The 17,231-nt window shown below is 70.4% G+C and carries 18 protein-coding genes; 10 read left to right on the top strand and 8 right to left on the bottom strand.

Annotation, left to right across the window (positions count from 1 at the left end; genetic code table 11):
- Positions 1–39 precede the first annotated feature (39 nt).
- From K8612_RS25885 to K8612_RS25875, 3 genes are all read right to left on the bottom strand, one after another.
- Entirely contained in the window at positions 40–729 is a 690-nt protein-coding gene (locus K8612_RS25885) for a hypothetical protein (protein WP_223764263.1), read from the bottom strand.
- On the bottom strand, positions 726–1,988 hold the full coding sequence (locus K8612_RS25880) for an AAA family ATPase (RefSeq protein ID WP_223764262.1): 1,263 nt from the start codon (positions 1,986–1,988) through the stop codon (positions 726–728). Before K8612_RS25880 ends, K8612_RS25885 begins: the two co-directional genes overlap by 4 nt.
- A gap of 239 nt (positions 1,989–2,227) precedes the next feature.
- A complete protein-coding gene (locus K8612_RS25875) occupies positions 2,228–2,839 on the bottom strand; it encodes a molybdenum cofactor guanylyltransferase (RefSeq protein ID WP_223764261.1) in 612 nt (203 codons plus the stop codon).
- A 156-nt stretch (positions 2,840–2,995) separates the two neighbouring features.
- On the opposite strand from K8612_RS25875, the gene glp reads away from it, so the two are divergent.
- From glp to epsU, 10 genes are all read left to right on the top strand, one after another.
- Positions 2,996–4,249, top strand: a complete 1,254-nt coding sequence (gene glp, locus K8612_RS25870; RefSeq protein ID WP_223764260.1) for a gephyrin-like molybdotransferase Glp — start codon at positions 2,996–2,998, stop codon at positions 4,247–4,249.
- The gene (gene fdhD, locus K8612_RS25865) at positions 4,246–5,694 is read left to right on the top strand and encodes a formate dehydrogenase accessory sulfurtransferase FdhD (protein ID WP_223764259.1); all 1,449 of its coding nucleotides are present in this window, start codon (positions 4,246–4,248) and stop codon (positions 5,692–5,694) included. Before glp ends, fdhD begins: the two co-directional genes overlap by 4 nt.
- Before the next feature lie 302 nt (positions 5,695–5,996).
- Positions 5,997–7,469: an exopolysaccharide biosynthesis polyisoprenyl-phosphate hexose-1-phosphate transferase EpsZ gene (gene epsZ, locus K8612_RS25860; protein WP_223743316.1), complete on the top strand. Its 1,473-nt coding sequence runs from the start codon at positions 5,997–5,999 to the stop codon at positions 7,467–7,469.
- Between the two features lie 110 nt (positions 7,470–7,579).
- Positions 7,580–9,133 carry an exopolysaccharide biosynthesis flippase gene (gene wzx / locus K8612_RS25855; protein ID WP_223764258.1) on the top strand — a complete coding sequence of 518 codons (1,554 nt, stop codon included), beginning with the start codon at positions 7,580–7,582 and terminating at the stop codon, positions 9,131–9,133.
- 14 nt (positions 9,134–9,147) lie between these two features.
- A complete protein-coding gene (epsY, locus tag K8612_RS25850) occupies positions 9,148–9,783 on the top strand; it encodes an exopolysaccharide export protein EpsY (RefSeq protein WP_223743318.1) in 636 nt (211 codons plus the stop codon).
- A gap of 4 nt (positions 9,784–9,787) precedes the next feature.
- Entirely contained in the window at positions 9,788–11,095 is a 1,308-nt protein-coding gene (epsX, locus tag K8612_RS25845) for an exopolysaccharide export protein EpsX (protein ID WP_223764257.1), read from the top strand.
- Positions 11,096–11,105: 10 nt separating this feature from the next.
- The gene (locus tag K8612_RS25840) at positions 11,106–11,282 is read left to right on the top strand and encodes a hypothetical protein (RefSeq protein ID WP_223764256.1); all 177 of its coding nucleotides are present in this window, start codon (positions 11,106–11,108) and stop codon (positions 11,280–11,282) included.
- Positions 11,283–11,305: 23 nt separating this feature from the next.
- Positions 11,306–11,713, top strand: coding sequence for an exopolysaccharide biosynthesis response regulator EpsW (gene epsW / locus K8612_RS25835; protein ID WP_223743345.1), 408 nt, complete (start codon positions 11,306–11,308; stop codon positions 11,711–11,713).
- On the top strand, positions 11,710–13,212 hold the full coding sequence (gene epsV / locus K8612_RS25830) for a PCP family exopolysaccharide biosynthesis protein EpsV (protein ID WP_223764255.1): 1,503 nt from the start codon (positions 11,710–11,712) through the stop codon (positions 13,210–13,212). The genes epsW and epsV overlap by 4 nt, the downstream gene beginning before the upstream one ends.
- Positions 13,213–13,268: 56 nt before the next feature.
- A complete protein-coding gene (gene epsU / locus K8612_RS25825; RefSeq protein ID WP_223764254.1) occupies positions 13,269–14,480 on the top strand; it encodes an exopolysaccharide biosynthesis GT2 family glycosyltransferase EpsU in 1,212 nt (403 codons plus the stop codon).
- Positions 14,481–14,483: 3 nt separating this feature from the next.
- On the opposite strand, the gene K8612_RS25820 is transcribed toward epsU, so the two are convergent.
- From K8612_RS25820 to K8612_RS25800, 5 genes are read right to left on the bottom strand one after another with little or no spacing between them, the layout of a single operon-like run.
- Complete coding sequence (locus tag K8612_RS25820) at positions 14,484–14,939, bottom strand: MerR family DNA-binding protein (protein ID WP_223743322.1); 456 nt, start codon at positions 14,937–14,939, stop codon at positions 14,484–14,486.
- On the bottom strand, positions 14,914–15,354 hold the full coding sequence (locus K8612_RS25815; RefSeq protein WP_223743323.1) for a hypothetical protein: 441 nt from the start codon (positions 15,352–15,354) through the stop codon (positions 14,914–14,916). Before K8612_RS25815 ends, K8612_RS25820 begins: the two co-directional genes overlap by 26 nt.
- Before the next feature lie 51 nt (positions 15,355–15,405).
- Complete coding sequence (locus tag K8612_RS25810) at positions 15,406–15,825, bottom strand: hypothetical protein (RefSeq protein ID WP_223764253.1); 420 nt, start codon at positions 15,823–15,825, stop codon at positions 15,406–15,408.
- Positions 15,826–15,835: 10 nt separating this feature from the next.
- Complete coding sequence (locus tag K8612_RS25805) at positions 15,836–16,552, bottom strand: double-CXXCG motif protein (RefSeq protein ID WP_223764252.1); 717 nt, start codon at positions 16,550–16,552, stop codon at positions 15,836–15,838.
- A complete protein-coding gene (locus K8612_RS25800; RefSeq protein ID WP_373692138.1) occupies positions 16,552–17,181 on the bottom strand; it encodes a TIGR02269 family lipoprotein in 630 nt (209 codons plus the stop codon). The genes K8612_RS25805 and K8612_RS25800 overlap by 1 nt, the downstream gene beginning before the upstream one ends.
- Between the last annotated feature and the right edge of the window lie 50 nt (positions 17,182–17,231).

Raw genomic sequence — 17,231 nt, 5'->3', positions numbered from 1 at the left:
GCTACGTGCGAAGCATGAGTAAGGCGATGCCAGCCGGCCTCACTCCACTTCGCATTGCTCGACGCTCGCCACGAAGCGCGTATAGGAACCGCTCTTCGCCGCGGGCTTTCGCGCCAGTCCCATCTCACGCACCTTCTGGGCAATCGCTGGTGAGTCTGACTCCTGGTAGGTCTGGAAGTTCTTGCGCTTGTCCGGCTTGTTGTCCTTGGGAACCACCCGCTTCTGGAGCTGCTCCTTGGCGTCCTTGATCCTTCCCACGTCCTTGCCGACGTAGTCGTCAGGAGCGCGCCAGCTCTTGGGGCGGACAGCCTGGACAGCAGCAGGCCACATGAACCACCACGCCTCCAGTTCCCACGCAGGGACAACGGCGTGCGCCGGGCAGCCTGCCTGATTCATTGCCTCCTCTATTTTCCTGCAAGCCCCCTCATGCTTTGGCTCGAAGTCGTCGCAGTCCTCGTGAGCGAAGACGCAGACAATGTCGTGAGTGGCTCGGCCGATATCCACGGCGTCCGCGATTCTCTTCGCGCGCTCCGGGACGTCCTCGGGCCTTGCGTTCTTGATGAGGACCAGAGGTTCTCTTCGAGTCTGGACCTTGCCAGCGAGGTTCCCTCGAAGGGCCACGATGAGTTCCTTGAGCGACTTCGTGTCGTTCTCGCTCTCACCGAATACCAGTACCTGCTGAGGCCGCTTCCCCTTGGCCGTTTGACGAGAATCATTCTTGCGGCTCACCGGGGAACACCACCCAGAGAACCGGTGAACCACAGCTCTCCCAATCCCATCCGGCCATCGGCCCTTTCCTCCATGGCCCGGACATCCTCCGGATCCGCGGCAGGAATGATGGATGCTCCGGTCGCCGTGTCGCGCTCACAGACAATGAGTTCATCCGCGCTCAGCCTGTTGACGAGAGAGGGGGAATGGGTCGCGATGAGGAGTTGCGTGCGTTCCGAGGCCATCCGCAGGCGCTCCACGAGCCGATCGAATACGTAGGGATGGAAGCCGTGGTCAATCTCCTCCACGCAGGTGAGCATGGGAGGTTGAGGGTCGTAGAGCAGTGCGAGGAGCGCCAGCGCACGCACGGTGCCAAAAGAAGCTTCGGCCAGGGAAGTGTGTCCTCTCAGCCCCGACTCCTCTAGTTCGACCGCCACTGCCTCCTCGGCTCCAGCCACCTTGCGGAAATGGATACGCACGAGACCGGGGACGATGGCCCGAGCGTCTTCCTGGAGACGCTCGAAGCGCTCCTCGTCCTGGCTCAGGTAATTGAGAAATGCAGCGAGATTGCTGGCATCCGCCTGCAGAGTCGGAGCGGAGTTCACTGGCGAGGGGAGCCTCGCGGCGCGTGTATCCACATCGAAGACACGGAAAGTAGAGAACAGTTCCGCGACCTTTCGCACCTCGTCGCCTCCGGAGGAGGCTGCCAAGCGCGGGAGGGTGGATAGGCCGAGCGAGTCACTGCGGAGGGAGGGCCCACTCTTCGTGGTTATCTTCTCTCCACGGGTCTCGCTCAAGTCCACCTTGGAGCCGTTGATGGTGATGCGCCGTCCCCGGCCTTTGACCCGCTTGAAAGTGAACTGCTCACTTCGGCGCACGATGTATCGCGGTTGGGTGCCTGAGCCCTCACGAGTCCTGACGCGCTTTCCACCAACGCTAGAGATATTGAGGACGTACTCGTCTGGAGCATCCTCATGCGAATGAGTGGTCACATTGGCCTTCACATGGATGCGGATGCGCGGGCCAAAAGGAGGGCTCGCCGCGTCCCTCCCTCGGAAGCAGACCTGCTCTAGTCCCCCTCGTTTATCCAGCGCTGGCCCCAGGTCCTCTCGCACCGAGTCCCCCAGGAACTGGATGAGGTCCAGCAAGTTGGTCTTGCCGCTTCCATTGGGGCCCACCAGGACATTCAACGGCCCCAACCGCACGGTGACAGCCCGCAGGCTCTTGTAGTTCTTCGCGGAAAGTTCGAGGAGCGGCCTCATGCCGTGCGACTTGAGCATGATGCTCTCAGTGCCTCAAGCACAGGTACAAGTGCCTGTTGATGAAGCACTGGTGAACGCTACGACGAATGCAACACCTGGGCATCCAGGCCCAGTGCCCGAGGCGGCTGGGGGATCCACTGCGCCAACGCCCCATCCAGGATCCGCCCGGTCGCGGCCTCTCTGGCACGCGGCGCCCCCAACACAGCCAGATGGCTCGACAGCGGCGCCCTCGGAGCATCCTGCCCCACGTCCCGGACTCACCGCTCCGGCAGCGTGACGCCGTAGCGGACCAGGTCCTCCGGCGTGTTCACGTTCGCCAGGGCCCGCAGCTCCGGATCCACCGCGCGCAGTGCGTCCACGGGCAGCACCCGCGTGCGGAACCGCATCAGCAGCCGCCGCAGAGACGGATCCTCCACCAAGGCTTCACCCCAGCGTGACATCAGGTCCGTACGATACGCGGCGAACAGCGGCTCCCACCGTCCGTCCCGCTCGATGCACACCGCGTCCACGTCCCCACTCCGCGCGTCCAGCACCACCCGCGCCGCGGGCTCCGTCACGAACGGCATGTCGCACGCCACCGCGAACACCCACGGCGTTCGGGCCGCGCTCAACGCCGCATGGACACCCCCAGGCGCCCCCTTCCCCTTCACGACGTCCGCCACCGTGCGAAGCCCGAAGCGGTCGTACGGTTCCGGAACATTCGCCACCAGCAACACGTCCTCGAAATGCGACCCGAACGCCCGCAGCCGTTCCAGGGTCGTGAGGCCCTCCACGCTCAACAGCCCCTTGGCCACGCCTCCCAACCGGGTCCCCTGCCCCCCTGCCAGGATGGCCAGCGTCACGTCGGGAAAGGTCGCGGATCCGTCCATGTCCGCCGACCCTACACACCTCTCATCCTCCCGGAAAACGCTCCACATCCCGGATTTCGCCAAGCCCCAGGGGGAGGGAGCAACCGCCCACCCCACGCCCCCCGTGGACAAGGCACGCGCACCCCGTCGTAGAGTCCGGCCTCCCCTCCTGGACGCATGCCGCTGACTCCCCTCCCCGCCGCGCGACTGGCCGCGCTCGACGCCATCGCGCCCGCAGCGCCCGCCCGCCTTCCCTTGATGGAAGCCCATGGCCGGTTCCTCGCCGCTGGCATCGTCGCGTCACGCGCGCTGCCCGGCTGCGACAACTCCGCCATGGACGGCTGGGCCGTGCGCGCCGGAGAGACCCGGGGCGCCAACCGCGACCGCCCCGCGCGCCTGCGCATCGTCGACACCGTCTACGCCGGCCACCTCCCGCGCCGCGCCCTCCAGCCCGGCGAGGCCGCGCGCGTCTTCACCGGCGCCCCCCTCTCCCCCGGCGCCGACGCCGTCGTCCGCCAGGAGGCCGCGCGCCCCACCCCGGACGGCGCCCACGTGGACGTCTTCGTCTCCGTCGACCCCGGCCATGACCTGCGCCGCGCCGGCGAAGAGGTGATGCCCGGCACGCCGCTGTTCCCCGCCGGCCAGCGCGTGGACGCCACCGTGCTCGGCGTGCTCGCGTCGCTGGGCGAGTCCACCGCGCTCGTGCGCCCCGCGCCGCGCGTCGCCGTCGTCGCCACCGGGGATGAGCTCGTCCCCCCCGGCCAGCCCGCGGCGCCCCACCAGGTCTTCGAGAGCAACCGCGTCCTCGTGGCCGCCCTCGCCCGGGAGGCCGGCGCGGACGTCACGCACCTGGCCCGCTCGCGCGATGACGAAGCGGAGCTGCTCGCCCGGCTGGAGACGCTGGCGCCCCAGGTCGACGTGCTCATCACCACCGGCGGCGCGTCCGTGGGCGACAAGGACTGCGTGAAGCGCGTCCTCACCCGGATGGGCGCGCGCTTCCTCGTGGACGGCGTCGCGCTCAAGCCCGGCAAGCCCGTGGCCGTGGCCCGCCTGGGCTCCACCGCCGTCGTCGTGCTGCCCGGCAACCCCGGCGCCGCCACCGTCGCGTTCGACCAGCTCGCGCGTCCCCTCCTCTTCAAGCACCAGGGCGTCATCGAACAGCGCCGCGTCACCCGCGCCCGCCTCTCCGAACCCCGCCACAAGCAGGCCGGCCTCACCTACCTGGTCACCGTCGCGGCGCTCGAGCCGCGCGAGGACAGCGCCGAGCCGTGGGCCCGCCTGCGCCCCCAGGGCGCCGGACAAATCCTCCAGAACGTGGCGGCCCGGGGCTGGGCCGTGCTCCCCGCCGGCCGCGCCGACTTCGCCCAGGGCGAGTCCGTGGACGTGCAGCGCTTCGACTCGCCGGACTTCCACGCCGTGGAGGCCGGGTGAAGCCTCCTCCCGCGATGGCCCTCGTCGGCCACTCCGGCGCCGGCAAGACGACGCTCCTGGAGCGCCTGCTGCCGGAGCTGGCCTCGCGCGGCCTGCGCGTCGCGTTCGTGAAGCACTCCTCGGATGCGCACCCGCTCCACCGCCCGGGCAGCGACACCGCGCGCCTGGACGCCGCGGGCGCCGTCCTCACCGGCTTCGCCACGCCGGACGGCACGCAGCTCACCACCCGGCGGCCCCTGTCCCCCGCGCTCCTCGCGCGCGACGCGGACCGCGTGGACCTGGTGCTCGTGGAGGGCTGGAAGGACGGCCCCCTCCCGAAGCTGGAGGTGTGGCGCGAGGGCCTGGAGGCCCCGCTCGCGGCCTCGCGCCCCGACGTCCTGGCGCTGGTGACGGACGCGCCCGCGCTGCCCGCCGCCGTCGCCTCGCGCCCGCGCGTGCCGGCCACCGCCCCCGCCGTCGCGGACTTCCTCACCCGCTGGCTGGGCGAAGCCGCCGCGCGGCCGGACGCGCATGCATCGAACGCCCCCACGAGGCCTCCTCTCCCTGAACCTCGCGGCGTCACCCACCGCGCCGTGCGCCGCTTCGACGGAGACACGCTCCGTGCGACCGAGGATGACCGCGTGGCCGTGGAGGAGCCCCTGGAGATCCGCGTGAATGGCGACCCCGTCGCCACCACCATGCGAACCCCCGGGAATGATCGCGAGCTGGCGGTCGGCTTCCTCTTCGCCGAGGGCATCCTCGATGACCGCGACGACCTGGGCAGCCTCTTCCACTGCGGCCACCCCGGCGAGGAGGGCTACGGCAACGTGCTGGAGGTCGTCCCCGCCGCAGGTGCCGTGCTCGACCTGGAGCGCGTGGAGGCCACCCGCCGCGGCACCCTCACCACCTCCGCGTGCGGCGTGTGCGGCCGCCGAAACGTGGACGACCTGATGGCCACCTGCGCGAGCGTCGCCCCCGGCCCCGTCCTCTCCGCCCGCACCGTGGCCCGCGCCACCGAACAACTGCGCGCCCTCCAGCACACCTTCGAGCTCACCGGCGGAGTGCACGCCGCCGCCGCGCTGGACGCCCACGGCCAACTGCTCGCCGCCCACGAGGACGTGGGCCGCCACAACGCCGTGGACAAGGTGGTGGGCGCCCTGGTGCTGGCCGGCGCCGTGCGCGCCCCGCGCCGGTTGCCCACACCGCCCTTCCCCGCCGCCCCCACGGTGCTCGCCGTCAGCGGCCGCGCCAGCTTCGAAATCGTCCAGAAGGCCGCCCGCGCCCGCATCCCCGTCGTGGTCAGCGTGTCCGCCGCCAGCTCCCTGGCCATCGACCTGGCCCTGCGTGCCGGCGTAACGCTCGCCGCGTTCTCAAGGAACGGCCGCTGCAACGTCTACACGGCGACAGAACGCCTGGAGCCACACCCCCAACCCTCGGGAATTCCTCATGACTTCCGCCATGACTGAGCCCGGTGAAGGGGCAGCCAGCCGCCTGTCAGACCGGCATCGTACATGCAGTCGGCGGCCCCGCCGGGTCATGTGGGGGGCCAGGGGGGATCCAATGACCCCGTCCGACTTCAATGTCCACGCACGGGAACTCACACCCGACGGCTGGGATGGGTGTCCAAGTTTTCACCTGTTGTCATGTATTTCTTGCTGAGCAGTGGTTGCGCCGCGACGCACTATTTGGCAATCTTTCATTTCCTCCTGGTTAAACTTTTCTAGTCTAGACGGTATCCTCTGCAAGAGCCGGACGTGAGCAGAGGGGGGTGGACACGATGAGCAGTGCGACTGCAAGCGCCGAGGTCAAGGCTTCCGGGGCGACGGGGGTGACGGCCGCGGCCGAGGTCACCGATCCGCCGCGCCTGGCCCCTGGCTTCGCGGCGAAGCTGAACCTCACCGTGGACGTGGCGCTGCTGGTGGCGGTGCTGCTGGGCTCCGCCTGGATGCGCGGCGGGCTGACGTTCCCCATGAGCTGGGAGCTGCCCAGCATGGTGGTGACGGCGGTGCTGGTGTGGCTGATCACCGGCACGGCGCTGTGCCTGTATGACTCGCGCTTCGCGGAGCGCAGCAAGCTGGACCACGTGGCGCTGGTGTCCGTCACCACGCTGGCGGTGGTGACCATCCAGGCGGTGCTGGAGCTGGCGATGCCCATGGCGGCCCACGTGGGCCTGGCGCCGCTGCTCTTCATCTTCTGGCCGGTGGCGCTGCTGCTGCGCCTGGGCGTGTTCCGGCAGGTGGCCTCGCAGGAGGCCCCCACGGAGGAGGTGCTCATCGTGGGCACCGGCGCCATGGGCCGCTACACGGGCGAGGACCTGCTCAAGCGCGGCCGTCACAAGATTTTGGGCTACGTGCGCTTCCCGGAGGACCACGCCTCCGGCGACAGCCTGCCGGCGGACGTGCTGGGGCCCGCGGACGAGCTGGAGCGCCTGTTGCGCACGCTGCCCGTCAGCGAGGTCTACATCGCGGGCAACACGCTCAAGCAGGGCGAGTCCATGCAGGCGGCCATCAAGCTGGCGGAGCGCTTCGGCGTGCCGTTCGCGCTGCCGGCGCACTCGTTCCGCCTGGACCGCGCCCGCCCGGTGGAGTCCCGCGCGGTGGCGGACGGCTACCTGCACTTCGCCGCGGTGGCGCCCAAGCCGCACCAGATGGCCATGAAGCGCCTGTTCGACATCGCCGTGTCCGCGGTGGCGCTGTGGGCGCTCCTGCCGCTGTTCGCGGTGGTGGCGGCGGCCATCAAGCTCACCTCGCGCGGCCCCATCTTCTTCAAGCAGCTCCGCACCGGTCAGCACGGCAAGCCGTTCTACATGCTGAAGTTCCGCTCCATGGTGGTGAACGCGGAGGAGCTCAAGGAGCGGCTGGCCGCGCAGAACGAGCAGACCGGCCCCGTCTTCAAGATGAAGAACGACCCGCGCATCACCGGCATCGGTCGTTTCATCCGCAAGTTCTCCATCGACGAGCTGCCCCAGTTCCTCAACGTGCTCCGGGGTGAGATGAGCATCGTGGGCCCGCGCCCGCCGGTGCCCAGCGAGGTGGCGAAGTACGAGACGTGGCAGCGCCGCCGCCTGTCCGTGCGCCCGGGCCTCACCTGCATCTGGCAGGTGTCCGGCCGCAATCAAATCTCCTTCGAGCAGTGGATGTACCTGGACATGCAGTACATCGACCACTGGAGCCTGACCGGCGACCTGCGGCTGCTCCTGCAGACGGTCCCGGTGGTCATCACCGGCCGCGGGGCAAGCTAGCAACCGGCATCCGCTCGCGGGCCCGGCGTTGACGCGCCGGGCCCGTTCGTCTTTCCATGGGGCGGGCCTTCCTCCCCTGGCGTGCGCAGCCCCGAAGGCCCGCATCATCCATGACCGTGAACAGTCCGAACACCCCCTCCGCTGAAGCCGACGACGGCGCCCGTGCGAACGAAGTGCGCGGCGCGGTCCGCAGCACCCTGCAGCTCGGTGGCTCGCTGATGGTGACGTACGCCATCGCGCTGGGCATCCGCGCGCTGATGCCGCGCTACCTGGGGCCGGAGGCGTTCGGTTACTTCAACTGGTCGGAGGCGTTCGCCGCCACGTTCTTCGTGGCCACGAACCTGGGCCTGGAGACGTACATCCGCAAGGAGGTGCCCGTCCGCCCGGATCACGCGAGCGACTTCTTCGGCACCACCATGCTGCTGCGCCTGGGGATGACGCTCATCCTGATGGTGGCGCTGGCGCTGGTGCTCCACCACACCGGGGAGCCCCCGGAGGTGCAGCACCTGGTGCAGTGGTTCGCGGTGGCCCAGTCGCTCATCGTCATCAACGCGTCCATGGCCGCGCTGCTGCACTCCAAGGGCAAGGTCGCGGGCCTGTCCGTCTCCAACGTCATCACCAAGATTGTGTGGGGCGGCGGCCTGGCGCTGATGGCCGCGTTCGGCGTGGGCCTGCAGTGGCTGGCCGTGCCCATGGTGCTGTCGGAGGCGGTGAAGCTCATCATCAGTTGGAAGCTGGCGAAGGAGCACCTGGGGCTGAAGTTCCGCATCGACCTGGGCGAGACGAAGAAGGTGATGAAGGCGTGCCTGCCGTTCTTCCTCACCGCGGCGGCGCTGGCGTGCAACGGGCGCACGGACATGTCGCTGTTGGGCAAGCTCGCGTCGAAGGAGGAGGTGGGCTGGTACGGCGGCGCGTTCAGCATCGCGGGGCTCACGTTCCTCATCTCCCCCATCTTCGGCTGGGTGCTGATGCCCATGATGTCGCGCGCGGCGGCCCGGTCCCCGGAGGAGCTGTCGCACCTGACGCGCCGCTCGCTGGAGGGCGTGCTCGCGTTCACCGTGCCGGTGATGATGGCCATGGTGCTGGGCGCGGACCTGTGGGTGCGCCTGATGTGCGGCCCCGGCTTCGAGCCCGCGGCGCTGCCCCTGCGCGTGCTGTCCCCCATCTTCGTGATGGCCTACGTCACCATGGTCAGCAGCATCTGGCTGACCATGTCCAACAAGGAGTGGTGGGTGACGCTGGCGGCCACCATGGGCGCGGTGGTGAACCCGCTGCTGAACCTGGCGCTCATCCCGTGGCTGTACGGCCGCATCGGCCCGTCCGGCGGCGCCACCGCCACGGCGCTCTCCATGTTCCTCACGGAGGTCATCGTCACGGTGCTCTTCCTCGGCCGCATGGGAAGGAACTCCTTCGACCGGCGTTCCCTCCTCATGGTGGCGAAGACGGCCGGGGTGTGCGTGGGCTGCGTGGTGCTGGACCGGGTGCTCGCGGGCGCGGGCGTGCAGGCGTGGCCCCGGCTGGGGCTGACAGCGACCGCCTACGTGGTGGGCGTGCTGGGCACCGGCGCCGTGCGCCCCTCGGAGCTGCTCCAGGTGGTGCGCATGGCGAAGCAGCGCGGTGGTAATGGTGCGCAGGTGGCCGTGCCGGCCGCCCCCGCCGCGTGAGGAGCCTCCAGCCCATGCCTTCCCGCCCTTCCCGATTCCGCGGTCCCGTCTCCCGCGCGCTCGCGTGCGCCGGGCTGCTGCTCCTCCTCCCCGCGTGCGGCGGCCTGGGCAAGTACACCTGGGTGAACGACTACCAGGAGAAGCCCGTCGCCTCGGACGAGGCCTACCGCATCGTCCCCGGCGACGTGCTCAACGTGAAGGTCTTCGGCCAGGAGGCGCTCACCACGCGCGCCAGGGTGCGCGAGGACGGCCACATCAGCCTCACCTTCCTGGACGACGTGGAGGCCGCGGGCCACACGCCGGCCCTGCTGGCGCAGCAGATCCAGACGCGGCTCAAGGACTTCATCAACCACCCCGTCGTCACCGTGTCGCTGGAGGAGGCGCGCCCCATGTCCGTGACCATGCTGGGCGAGGTGGCCAACGTGGGCGCGCACGTGCTGGACCCGGGCGCGACGCTGCTCCAGGCGCTGGGCGCCGCCGGCAGCTTCACCGACTACGCCCACCGCGACCGCATCTTCGTGCTGCGCCGGGACGACCCGCAGGCGGAGCAGCCCACGCGCATCCGCGTGCGCTACGAGGACATCATCCGCGGCGAGGGCCGCGCTGCCGCCTTCCGCCTGCGCCCCGGCGACGTGGTGGTGGTGGAGTAACCGGATGCTGGACGCGGCCCTGGCGAGCGTGTGGCTGGAGGTGGCCGCCGCCTCCGTGACGTACGGCGCCGCGGCCCGCGTGGACACCCGCGCGCGCTCCATGGACGCCCAGGCCACCGGCGGGCCCGTGGCCCCCCTGGCGGCGGACATGGACATCGTCCCCACGGTGGGCCTGAAGTACGACGACGGCAGCGCGGTGGCGCAGGTGCAGTACGCGCCGCGCATCTCCTTCCGCGAGGCCACCACCGCCCCCCGCACGGAGGTGCAGCACGTGGGGCGGCTGTTGGGGGACTGGCGCCCCTCGCGCGGGCTCACCCTGCACGGCACCCAGGAGTTCGTGCTGGGCCAGGTGAACCTCTTCACCAACCTGCCCCTGGGCGGCAGCCTGGACGACGACCCGACGGCGCCCGGGGACACGCCGGCCACGGACATCCCCATCCAGCCGCTGCCGGAGGGCGTGGACACGGTGTTCTTCCTGTCCTCGCTGACGACGCTGGCGGCGGAGACGGTGTGGCTGGGCCCGGGCTGGCGGCTCTCGGGCAGCCTGGGCTTCTCCGCCAGCGGCGGCCTGGACGACACGGCGAAGGCGGCGGTGCCCTTCCAGTACGGGCCTCGGGCGCAGTTGTCCCTGGGCCACTCCCCCGCGCCCCGGAACACCCTCTCCACCACGCTGGCCTTCTCGGACTCGCGCTTCTCCACCGGGGCGCGCGCCTCCGTGACCACGTTCACCGGCGGCTGGACCCACCGGCTGGACCGGCGCACGTCGGTGGAGGCCGGGGTGGGCGTGGGCGTGGCGTACTCCGTGCGCGCGACCGCGGAGGACACCCCGGACGCCCCGGACGCCACCCCGTCAGGTGGCCGGCGGCTGACGACCCTCCAGGTCGGGGGCGCTCCGGTGGAGGACCCGGCGCAGCGCCTGGAGCTGCTCCCGGACCTGACGCTGGCGGTGTCCCACCGGGTGCCGTCGCGGACGGCGGACTTCAACGGCCGGCTGGCCGCGCGGGTGACGCCCTTCGTGGACCGGCTGACGGGGCTCGTCTACCCGCGCGCGGACCTGACGTTGAACGGCACCTGGGCGCTGAGTCCGCGATTCCGGTTCTCCGGGACGGGCGGCGGCGCCTTCGCGGTGGGTGGGGCGGTGGGGGACCGGCAGGTGGTGGGCGGTGTGGGCGCGGGTTGGACGGTGAACCGGTGGGTCACCCTGGAGGTGGATACGCGCGCGGCCTGGACTCGCTCGCCCGACGTGGAGGCGGCCCGCACGGCGTGGTCCGCGACGCTGGGACTGACGGTCCAGAAAACGGGTATCCTCTGAGCCTCCCGCCATGGCGAAGCTCATCCTCCTGTCCGTCCTGATTGCGACCATCGCGCTGCCCGGAGCGGCCGCGCGCGACCCGCATCCCTGGCGGGGGATGAAGAAGGCCATCCTGTGGGTGGCCCTCTTCAACATGGCGTACGCATATGGCGTGCTCGTCCTCGTGCCCAGGTACGGGTTCGGGTGAGGGAAGGAAAGGCGTCAGACGTGATGGAGCTCCAACAGCTCACCGTCCTCCTCGTGGAGGACTCTCCGATGTTCCGCGTCATGCTGCGTGACATGCTCCAGCAGATGGGCGTGAAGAACGTGGTGGAGCAGCCCAACGGCAAGGCCGCCATGGAGTACCTCGCGGCCGGCGAGCCCAAGCCGGACCTCGTGTGCCTGGACCTGACGTTGCCGGACGTGTCCGGCTACGACGTCTGCGAGCACATCCGCCGCACGCCCGCCATCGCGCACGTGCCGGTGCTGATGGTGTCCGCGCGCAACCTGCCGGAGGACAAGGCCTACGCGGAGGAGGCCGGCGCCAACGGCTACCTGGGCAAGCCCTTCACGCCCGAGGAGCTGGAGAAGCGCGTGCGGCAGGTGCTCAAGGCCGCCATGCCCCGGGGCAGCGCGTGACCACGCCCGCCCCGCGCACGCCGCGCTCCGCCCCGCCCCCGCCGCCGTATGTCCCCGAGCGCGAGGAGACGAACGCGCCGGCGGACCTCATCGACTGGGGCTTCCTGTTCGACGGGCTGGGCTTCGTGCGCAGGGCCATCTTCCGGCACTGGTTCCTGGGGCTGTGCATCATCGCGGTGATGGCGGGGCTGGGGTCGGCGGCGGCGAAGCTGATGCCGCGCAAGTACCACGTCGAGACGCGGATGCTGACGTACCGCAACCTCATCATCTCCTCGCTGGTGAACCCGGGCCGGTCCATCCCGGTGGAGGCGGATCAACCCACGCGCGCCGCGTGGGAGATGGTGCTCAGCCGCGGCAACCTCAAGTCCGTGGTGAAGAACGCGAAGCTCATCGAGTACTGGGACCACATGCGGTCCCCCTTGAGCCGCCTGAAGGAGCAGTACCTGAAGAAGGCGCCGCCTCCCCTGACGGACGAGGAGAAGGAGGAGGCGCTCATCGCGATGCTGGAGACCAGCCTCATCGTGATGGCGGAGGGCGGCAGCGGCACGGTCACCATCGGGGTGGACTGGAGCGACCCGCAGATGGCCTTCAACATCGTGGAGGCCGCGGCGCAGAACTTCCTGGACATGCGCCACGAGTCGGAGATGGGCGCCATCTCCGAGTCCGTGAACATCCTCCAGGGCCAGGTGGCCAACGAGGCCGCGAACATCAAGCAGGCCATCGCGGACCTGGAGCGCGCGGTGCGGGCCGCGGACGCGCGCCGCAAGAAGAAGGAAGCGGACCCCAAGCAGGCCAGCGCGCGGCAGGCGCTGCTCCAGACGGACCACGCGCTCGCGCAGTTGAAGTTCCTGGTGCAGGCCAAGCGCCGCGCCATCCGCGACGTGGAGGAGTTCCGCGGCCGCCGCCTCACGGAGCTGCGCGCGCAGTTGGCCGAGCAGCGCGTCGTCTTCTCCCCGCAGCACCCGGTGATCGTGGACCTGGAGCAGCGCGTGGCGACGATGCAGGCGGACTCGCCGCAACTGACGTCCCTGCGCGCCGAGGAGCAGTCGCTCATCCAGGAGTACCTGCGCATGGGCGGCACGGACGTGGACTCCGCGACGGAGGGCACCAGCCTGGCGGCGGGCTTCGGGCAGCCCCTGGCGGGCGCGATGCTGGGCACGCCGGATGATCCGGAGGTGGCGGTGGCCACGGACCGGATGCGCATGGTGGTGATGCGGCACCAGGAGAAGCTGCGCCGGTTGGACCAGGCGCAGACGGAGCTGGAGATTTCGAAGGTCTCCATGAAGCACCGCTACAGCGTGCTGTTGCCGGCGCTCTTCCCGGAGAAGCCGTCCAAGCCGAACCCGAAGCTCATCGCCATCGCGGGCGTGGTGGGCGGGGTGGCGCTGGCGGTGTTCGCGGCGGTGGCGCTGGACATCCTGCGCCGCCGGGTCCTGGAGAAGTGGCAGGTGGAGCGGCTGCTCAAGTTGCCGGTGCTGGCGGAGCTGGAGCGGCGCTGAAGGTTCATGCGTTTGGCCGTCCTGGGTGATGGCGCGAGCGCGGGGGTGACACTGTCGTGACGGTCTGGACCTGGGTGGACGTGGCGCTGTGCGTGGGACTGCTGCCGGTGGTGGTGGGCTGCGGCTACCTGCTGCTGCTGACGCTGATGTCGGGGCGCAAGGCGGCGCCGGTGCCGCCGTCGCCGGCGGCGCGGAAGTTCGACGTCATCATCCCCTCGCACAACGAGGAGCTGGGCATTGCCCGGACGGTGGCGAACCTGTCCGCGGTGGACTACCCGGCGCACCTGCGGCGCATCATCGTGGTGGCGGACAACTGCTCCGACGCCACGGCCCAGAAGGCGCGCGAGGCGGGCGCCACGGTGCTGGAGCGCCAGGACGCGGAGAAGCGCGGCAAGGGCTACGCGCTGGCGCACGCCTTCGAGCACAGCCAGCGGGACGGCTTCGCGGACGCGGTGGTGGTGGTGGACGCGGACACGGTGGTGTCCGCGAACCTGCTGCACGCGTTCTCCCGGCGCATCGAGGACGGGGCGCACGGCGTGCAGGCGCACTACGGCGTGATGAACCCCACGGCGTCGTGGCGCACGCGGCTGATGACCATCGCGCTGGGGATGTTCCACCGCGTGCGCTCCATGGGGCGCGAGCGGATGGGCGTGTCCTGCGGCCTGCGCGGCAACGGCATGTGCTTCACGCACGCGGTGCTGAAGCAGGTGCCGCACGACGCGTTCAGCGTGGTGGAGGACCTGGAGTACGGCATCCGCCTGGCGCGCGCGGGGCACCGCGTGCACTACGCCTGGGAGGCGGAGGTGCTGGGGGAGATGGTCACGGCGGAGAAGCAGAGCCGCTCGCAGCGCCAGCGCTGGGAGGGCGGCCGCGCGCAGATGCGCAAGCTGCACGGGTGGCCGCTCCTGAGCGACGCGCTGAAGCAGAAGAGCGGGCTGCTGCTGGATTTGTCCATGGACGTGCTGGTGCCGCCGCTGAGCCAGTTGGTGCTGGCGACGGTGGCGGGCTCGGTGCTGGCGGCCGGGGTGGCGTGGCTGTCCGGCGGCACGGCGGTGGCGGCGTCCGCGCTGGCGTCGTTCGGGCTGATGTCGCTGGCGCTGTACGTGCTGCGCGGCTGGTGGGTGTCCGGCGTGGGGCCGCGCGGCCTCTTGGACCTGGCGTGGGCGCCCATCTACGTGGTGTGGAAGGTGTGGCTGATGGTGCGCGGCCCCGGCGCGGAGAAGCGCGGCGAGTGGGTGCGCACCACCCGCGAGGCGGAGCGGCGGTAGCGCTCAGGCGCGGGGCTTCCGCTTCGGCGGAGGCTTCGGCGCTCCGAGCGACGCCTGGATGGGGCACACGGTGTCCGGCGGGCAGAAGCCCTCGGCCATCAGCGTGGTGATGGCGCGGCGCATGCGGCGCAGGTCGTCGATGCGCGCGTCGATGGCCTGGACCTTCGCCTCGGCGAAGCGGGTGACGTCGCGGGTGGGGGTGCCGCGCCGGTCCGTGAGGGCGAGCACGGCGGCCACCTCCTTCAGCGTGAAGCCCAGCTCCTGGGAGCGGCGGATGAAGCGCACGCGGATGGCGGCGTCCGGGCCGTAGAGGCGCTGGCCGCTCTCGCTGCGGTCCAGGGGCAGCAGCAGCTTGCGGCGCTCGTAGAAGCGCAGCGTGGACAGCTTCACGCCGGACTCCCGGGCGAGCGCGCCGATGCGCAAGGGGGCTGCTTCAGCGGGCCGTCGCGGGGATGCCACCACGCCACCTCCTGGCGCCGAGGATGACACCGCCCTGGGCGAACATCCACGCCAGCTCCAGCACGAGGAAGACGACGAGCACCCGCGTCGCGCCCTGGGTGAGCGACCACGCCATCCAGGTGGAGAACAGCGCCCGGCCCGCGGTGTCCACGGCGCCGTTGAACGCGGTGGGGTGCACGAGCCGCACCACGGACCACAGCGTCACGATGGTGCCGAACAGGGCCACGAAGAACAGGTGCGTGGACGTGAACGCGGGGAGCGGCTCACCGCCCAAGCCCAGCGCGAGGTGCGCGGACCGGATGCTCGCGAGCACGGCCTCCGCGGTCCACGGCGTGGCGAAGGGGACGGTGACGACGAAGTCGTACAGCGCGCTGGCGAAGACGACACGGCGAAGCAGGGACGGTTCAGGGTTCATGCGAAGGACGCTAACCCCTGCACCTTGGTGCAGAGGCAAGGGCCCTCTTGTTCAAGCGGGCGCGGCGACCCGCCGTGCGCCGAGCAGGAGCGCGCCCTGCACGACCATGCCCGCGACCTCCATCACGAGGAACACGCCGAGCACCTGGGATGCCCCCTGCGCGAGCGCCAGCACCATCCACGCGGAGACGAGCCCCCGGCCCACCGTGTCGATGGCGCCATGCAGCGCCGTGGGCTGGAGCACGCGGACCAGCGCCCAGATGACGGCGAGCACGCCGAAGAGGGCGACGAAGAACAGGTGCGTGGGCGTGAAGGCCGGCGTGGACTCACCGCCCAGCGCCAGGCCCTCGTGAGCCCAGCGCATGACGCCCAGCATCGCGTCCGCGGTCCACGGCGTGGCGAACGGGAGCGTGACGCACAGGTCGTACACCGCGAAGCCACGGACCGCGCGGGGGAGCAGGGCGGAGTTCATGCCGGGAAGGCTATCCCCCGCCGCCCACGGGAATCTCCTTGAAGAGGACGTCCATGGGGCCAAGGCCGCGCGCCACCTCCACGAAACGCTCGGTCGCGACAATCAACGTCACGGCATCCGTCAGCCGGAACACATCCAGGTCCGTTGGCAACGACGCGCCCTCCAGCCGGCATTCCTCCGGCACGTCCGCATCGACCCGGCCACAAGTCGCACAGGGTGGCGGCCCCAATGGGAACAACTGCCCACGGGCCGCGAGCTCCAGTTCATGGAGCGCCGGAATCGATGCGCCGCTTGAGGTCAGCTCCGCTCTCACCGGCACCAGGCCTTGAAGGCCGGCGGCCCGTAGCGCGGCCAGGGCATCGTCCTGAACCAGAAGCTTCCAGGGGTCCCTCAGGACGAGGGGGCCGAACGTCCCTTCAGCGGTTCCCACCAGTGGACCGAAAGTCGTTCCGGGCTCCACCTGAGCCCCAGGTGGCAACAGCGGTCGCACGTGCTCCAGAAGCCGTGCGTAACGCTCGAAGGGTTCAAGGCGCGGCGTCTTGAGTTCCGTCCGCAGCGGGTGCTGGGACAGGTCCACGGAGGGGTACGCCAGTGCGATGCCGCTCCAGGTCTCACCGCAGGTGGGGCACTCCACGCCTGGCAGCATCCAACGCGCCTCCGCTTGATAGGTCCCCGTCCACACACGAGGCGCGGCGTAGTGCGGCGTGCACAGTTCGAAGTAGCGCATCAGTCGTCCCTGGGAAACGGCCCCAGCTCGATGCTCTGCCAGTAGGTCGTCGTCAGCCCGAACAGGCCGAACTGCTGGATCATCTTCGAGGCCTGCTCGAAGTGCTGAGGCTTGGTCGCCCGGCCGTAGGTCCTCGAGAAGAACATGCGCCACTCGCCATTCCAGGGGCCGCCATCAGGGCCCCGGTGGATCCGCGAGTGCAGGTCCTTGTCGATGGCCATGACGTAGTCATGCACGTTGATGCCCTTGGAGAGGAAGTACGCCGTGTACTGCTGGGGGAAGAGGTGGTGTTTCTCCTTGGGACGCCGCGCCCATTCCTCCATGGCCTGCTGGCGGCGCACTTCGCTCGGAAGGCGCTCGCGCGGATACCAGCGGAACACCATGACCGGCTGCCGGTCTCCCGGCAGTTCCTGGGCACCGCCCCAATTCCGCTGCGCGGTGCTCCCAGGTGCCACGAACACGGGGGCACTTGCGCGAGCGCGGACGATCCCAGCGGGTGCGAGGGCTTCACAGAAGAAGAGCGCGCACTCCGCCTCGGTGCAGAGCGTGGCGACACAGCGGTCCTCTGCGTCCGGCTCGCAGCCCTGTCCGACTTCCGCCCGCGCCCAGACCTGGAGGGGAGCCCCCACGGGCGGCGCCCCCGAAGACGCACACCCGAGGGCTCCGCGAGGAGCCCCAG

It is taken from the genome of Corallococcus sp. AS-1-6 (genome assembly GCF_020037015.1).
Lineage (GTDB): Bacteria > Myxococcota > Myxococcia > Myxococcales > Myxococcaceae > Corallococcus.
The sequence above is the reverse complement of the archived record's forward strand: the minus strand, read 5'-3'. Positions and strand labels throughout refer to the sequence as shown.

Coding starts and splice junctions, on each gene's coding strand:
- wzx (WP_223764258.1), top strand. CDS start 7,580: ATGACCGTGAACAGTCCGAACACCCCCTCCGCTGAAGCCGACGACGGC.
- epsY (WP_223743318.1), top strand. CDS start 9,148: ATGCCTTCCCGCCCTTCCCGATTCCGCGGTCCCGTCTCCCGCGCGCTC.
- K8612_RS25810 (WP_223764253.1), bottom strand. CDS start 15,825: ATGAACTCCGCCCTGCTCCCCCGCGCGGTCCGTGGCTTCGCGGTGTAC.
- K8612_RS25880 (WP_223764262.1), bottom strand. CDS start 1,988: ATGCTCAAGTCGCACGGCATGAGGCCGCTCCTCGAACTTTCCGCGAAG.
- K8612_RS25805 (WP_223764252.1), bottom strand. CDS start 16,552: ATGCGCTACTTCGAACTGTGCACGCCGCACTACGCCGCGCCTCGTGTG.
- K8612_RS25815 (WP_223743323.1), bottom strand. CDS start 15,354: ATGAACCCTGAACCGTCCCTGCTTCGCCGTGTCGTCTTCGCCAGCGCG.
- K8612_RS25875 (WP_223764261.1), bottom strand. CDS start 2,839: ATGGACGGATCCGCGACCTTTCCCGACGTGACGCTGGCCATCCTGGCA.
- glp (WP_223764260.1), top strand. CDS start 2,996: ATGCCGCTGACTCCCCTCCCCGCCGCGCGACTGGCCGCGCTCGACGCC.
- K8612_RS25840 (WP_223764256.1), top strand. CDS start 11,106: ATGGCGAAGCTCATCCTCCTGTCCGTCCTGATTGCGACCATCGCGCTG.
- epsW (WP_223743345.1), top strand. CDS start 11,306: ATGGAGCTCCAACAGCTCACCGTCCTCCTCGTGGAGGACTCTCCGATG.
- epsX (WP_223764257.1), top strand. CDS start 9,788: ATGCTGGACGCGGCCCTGGCGAGCGTGTGGCTGGAGGTGGCCGCCGCC.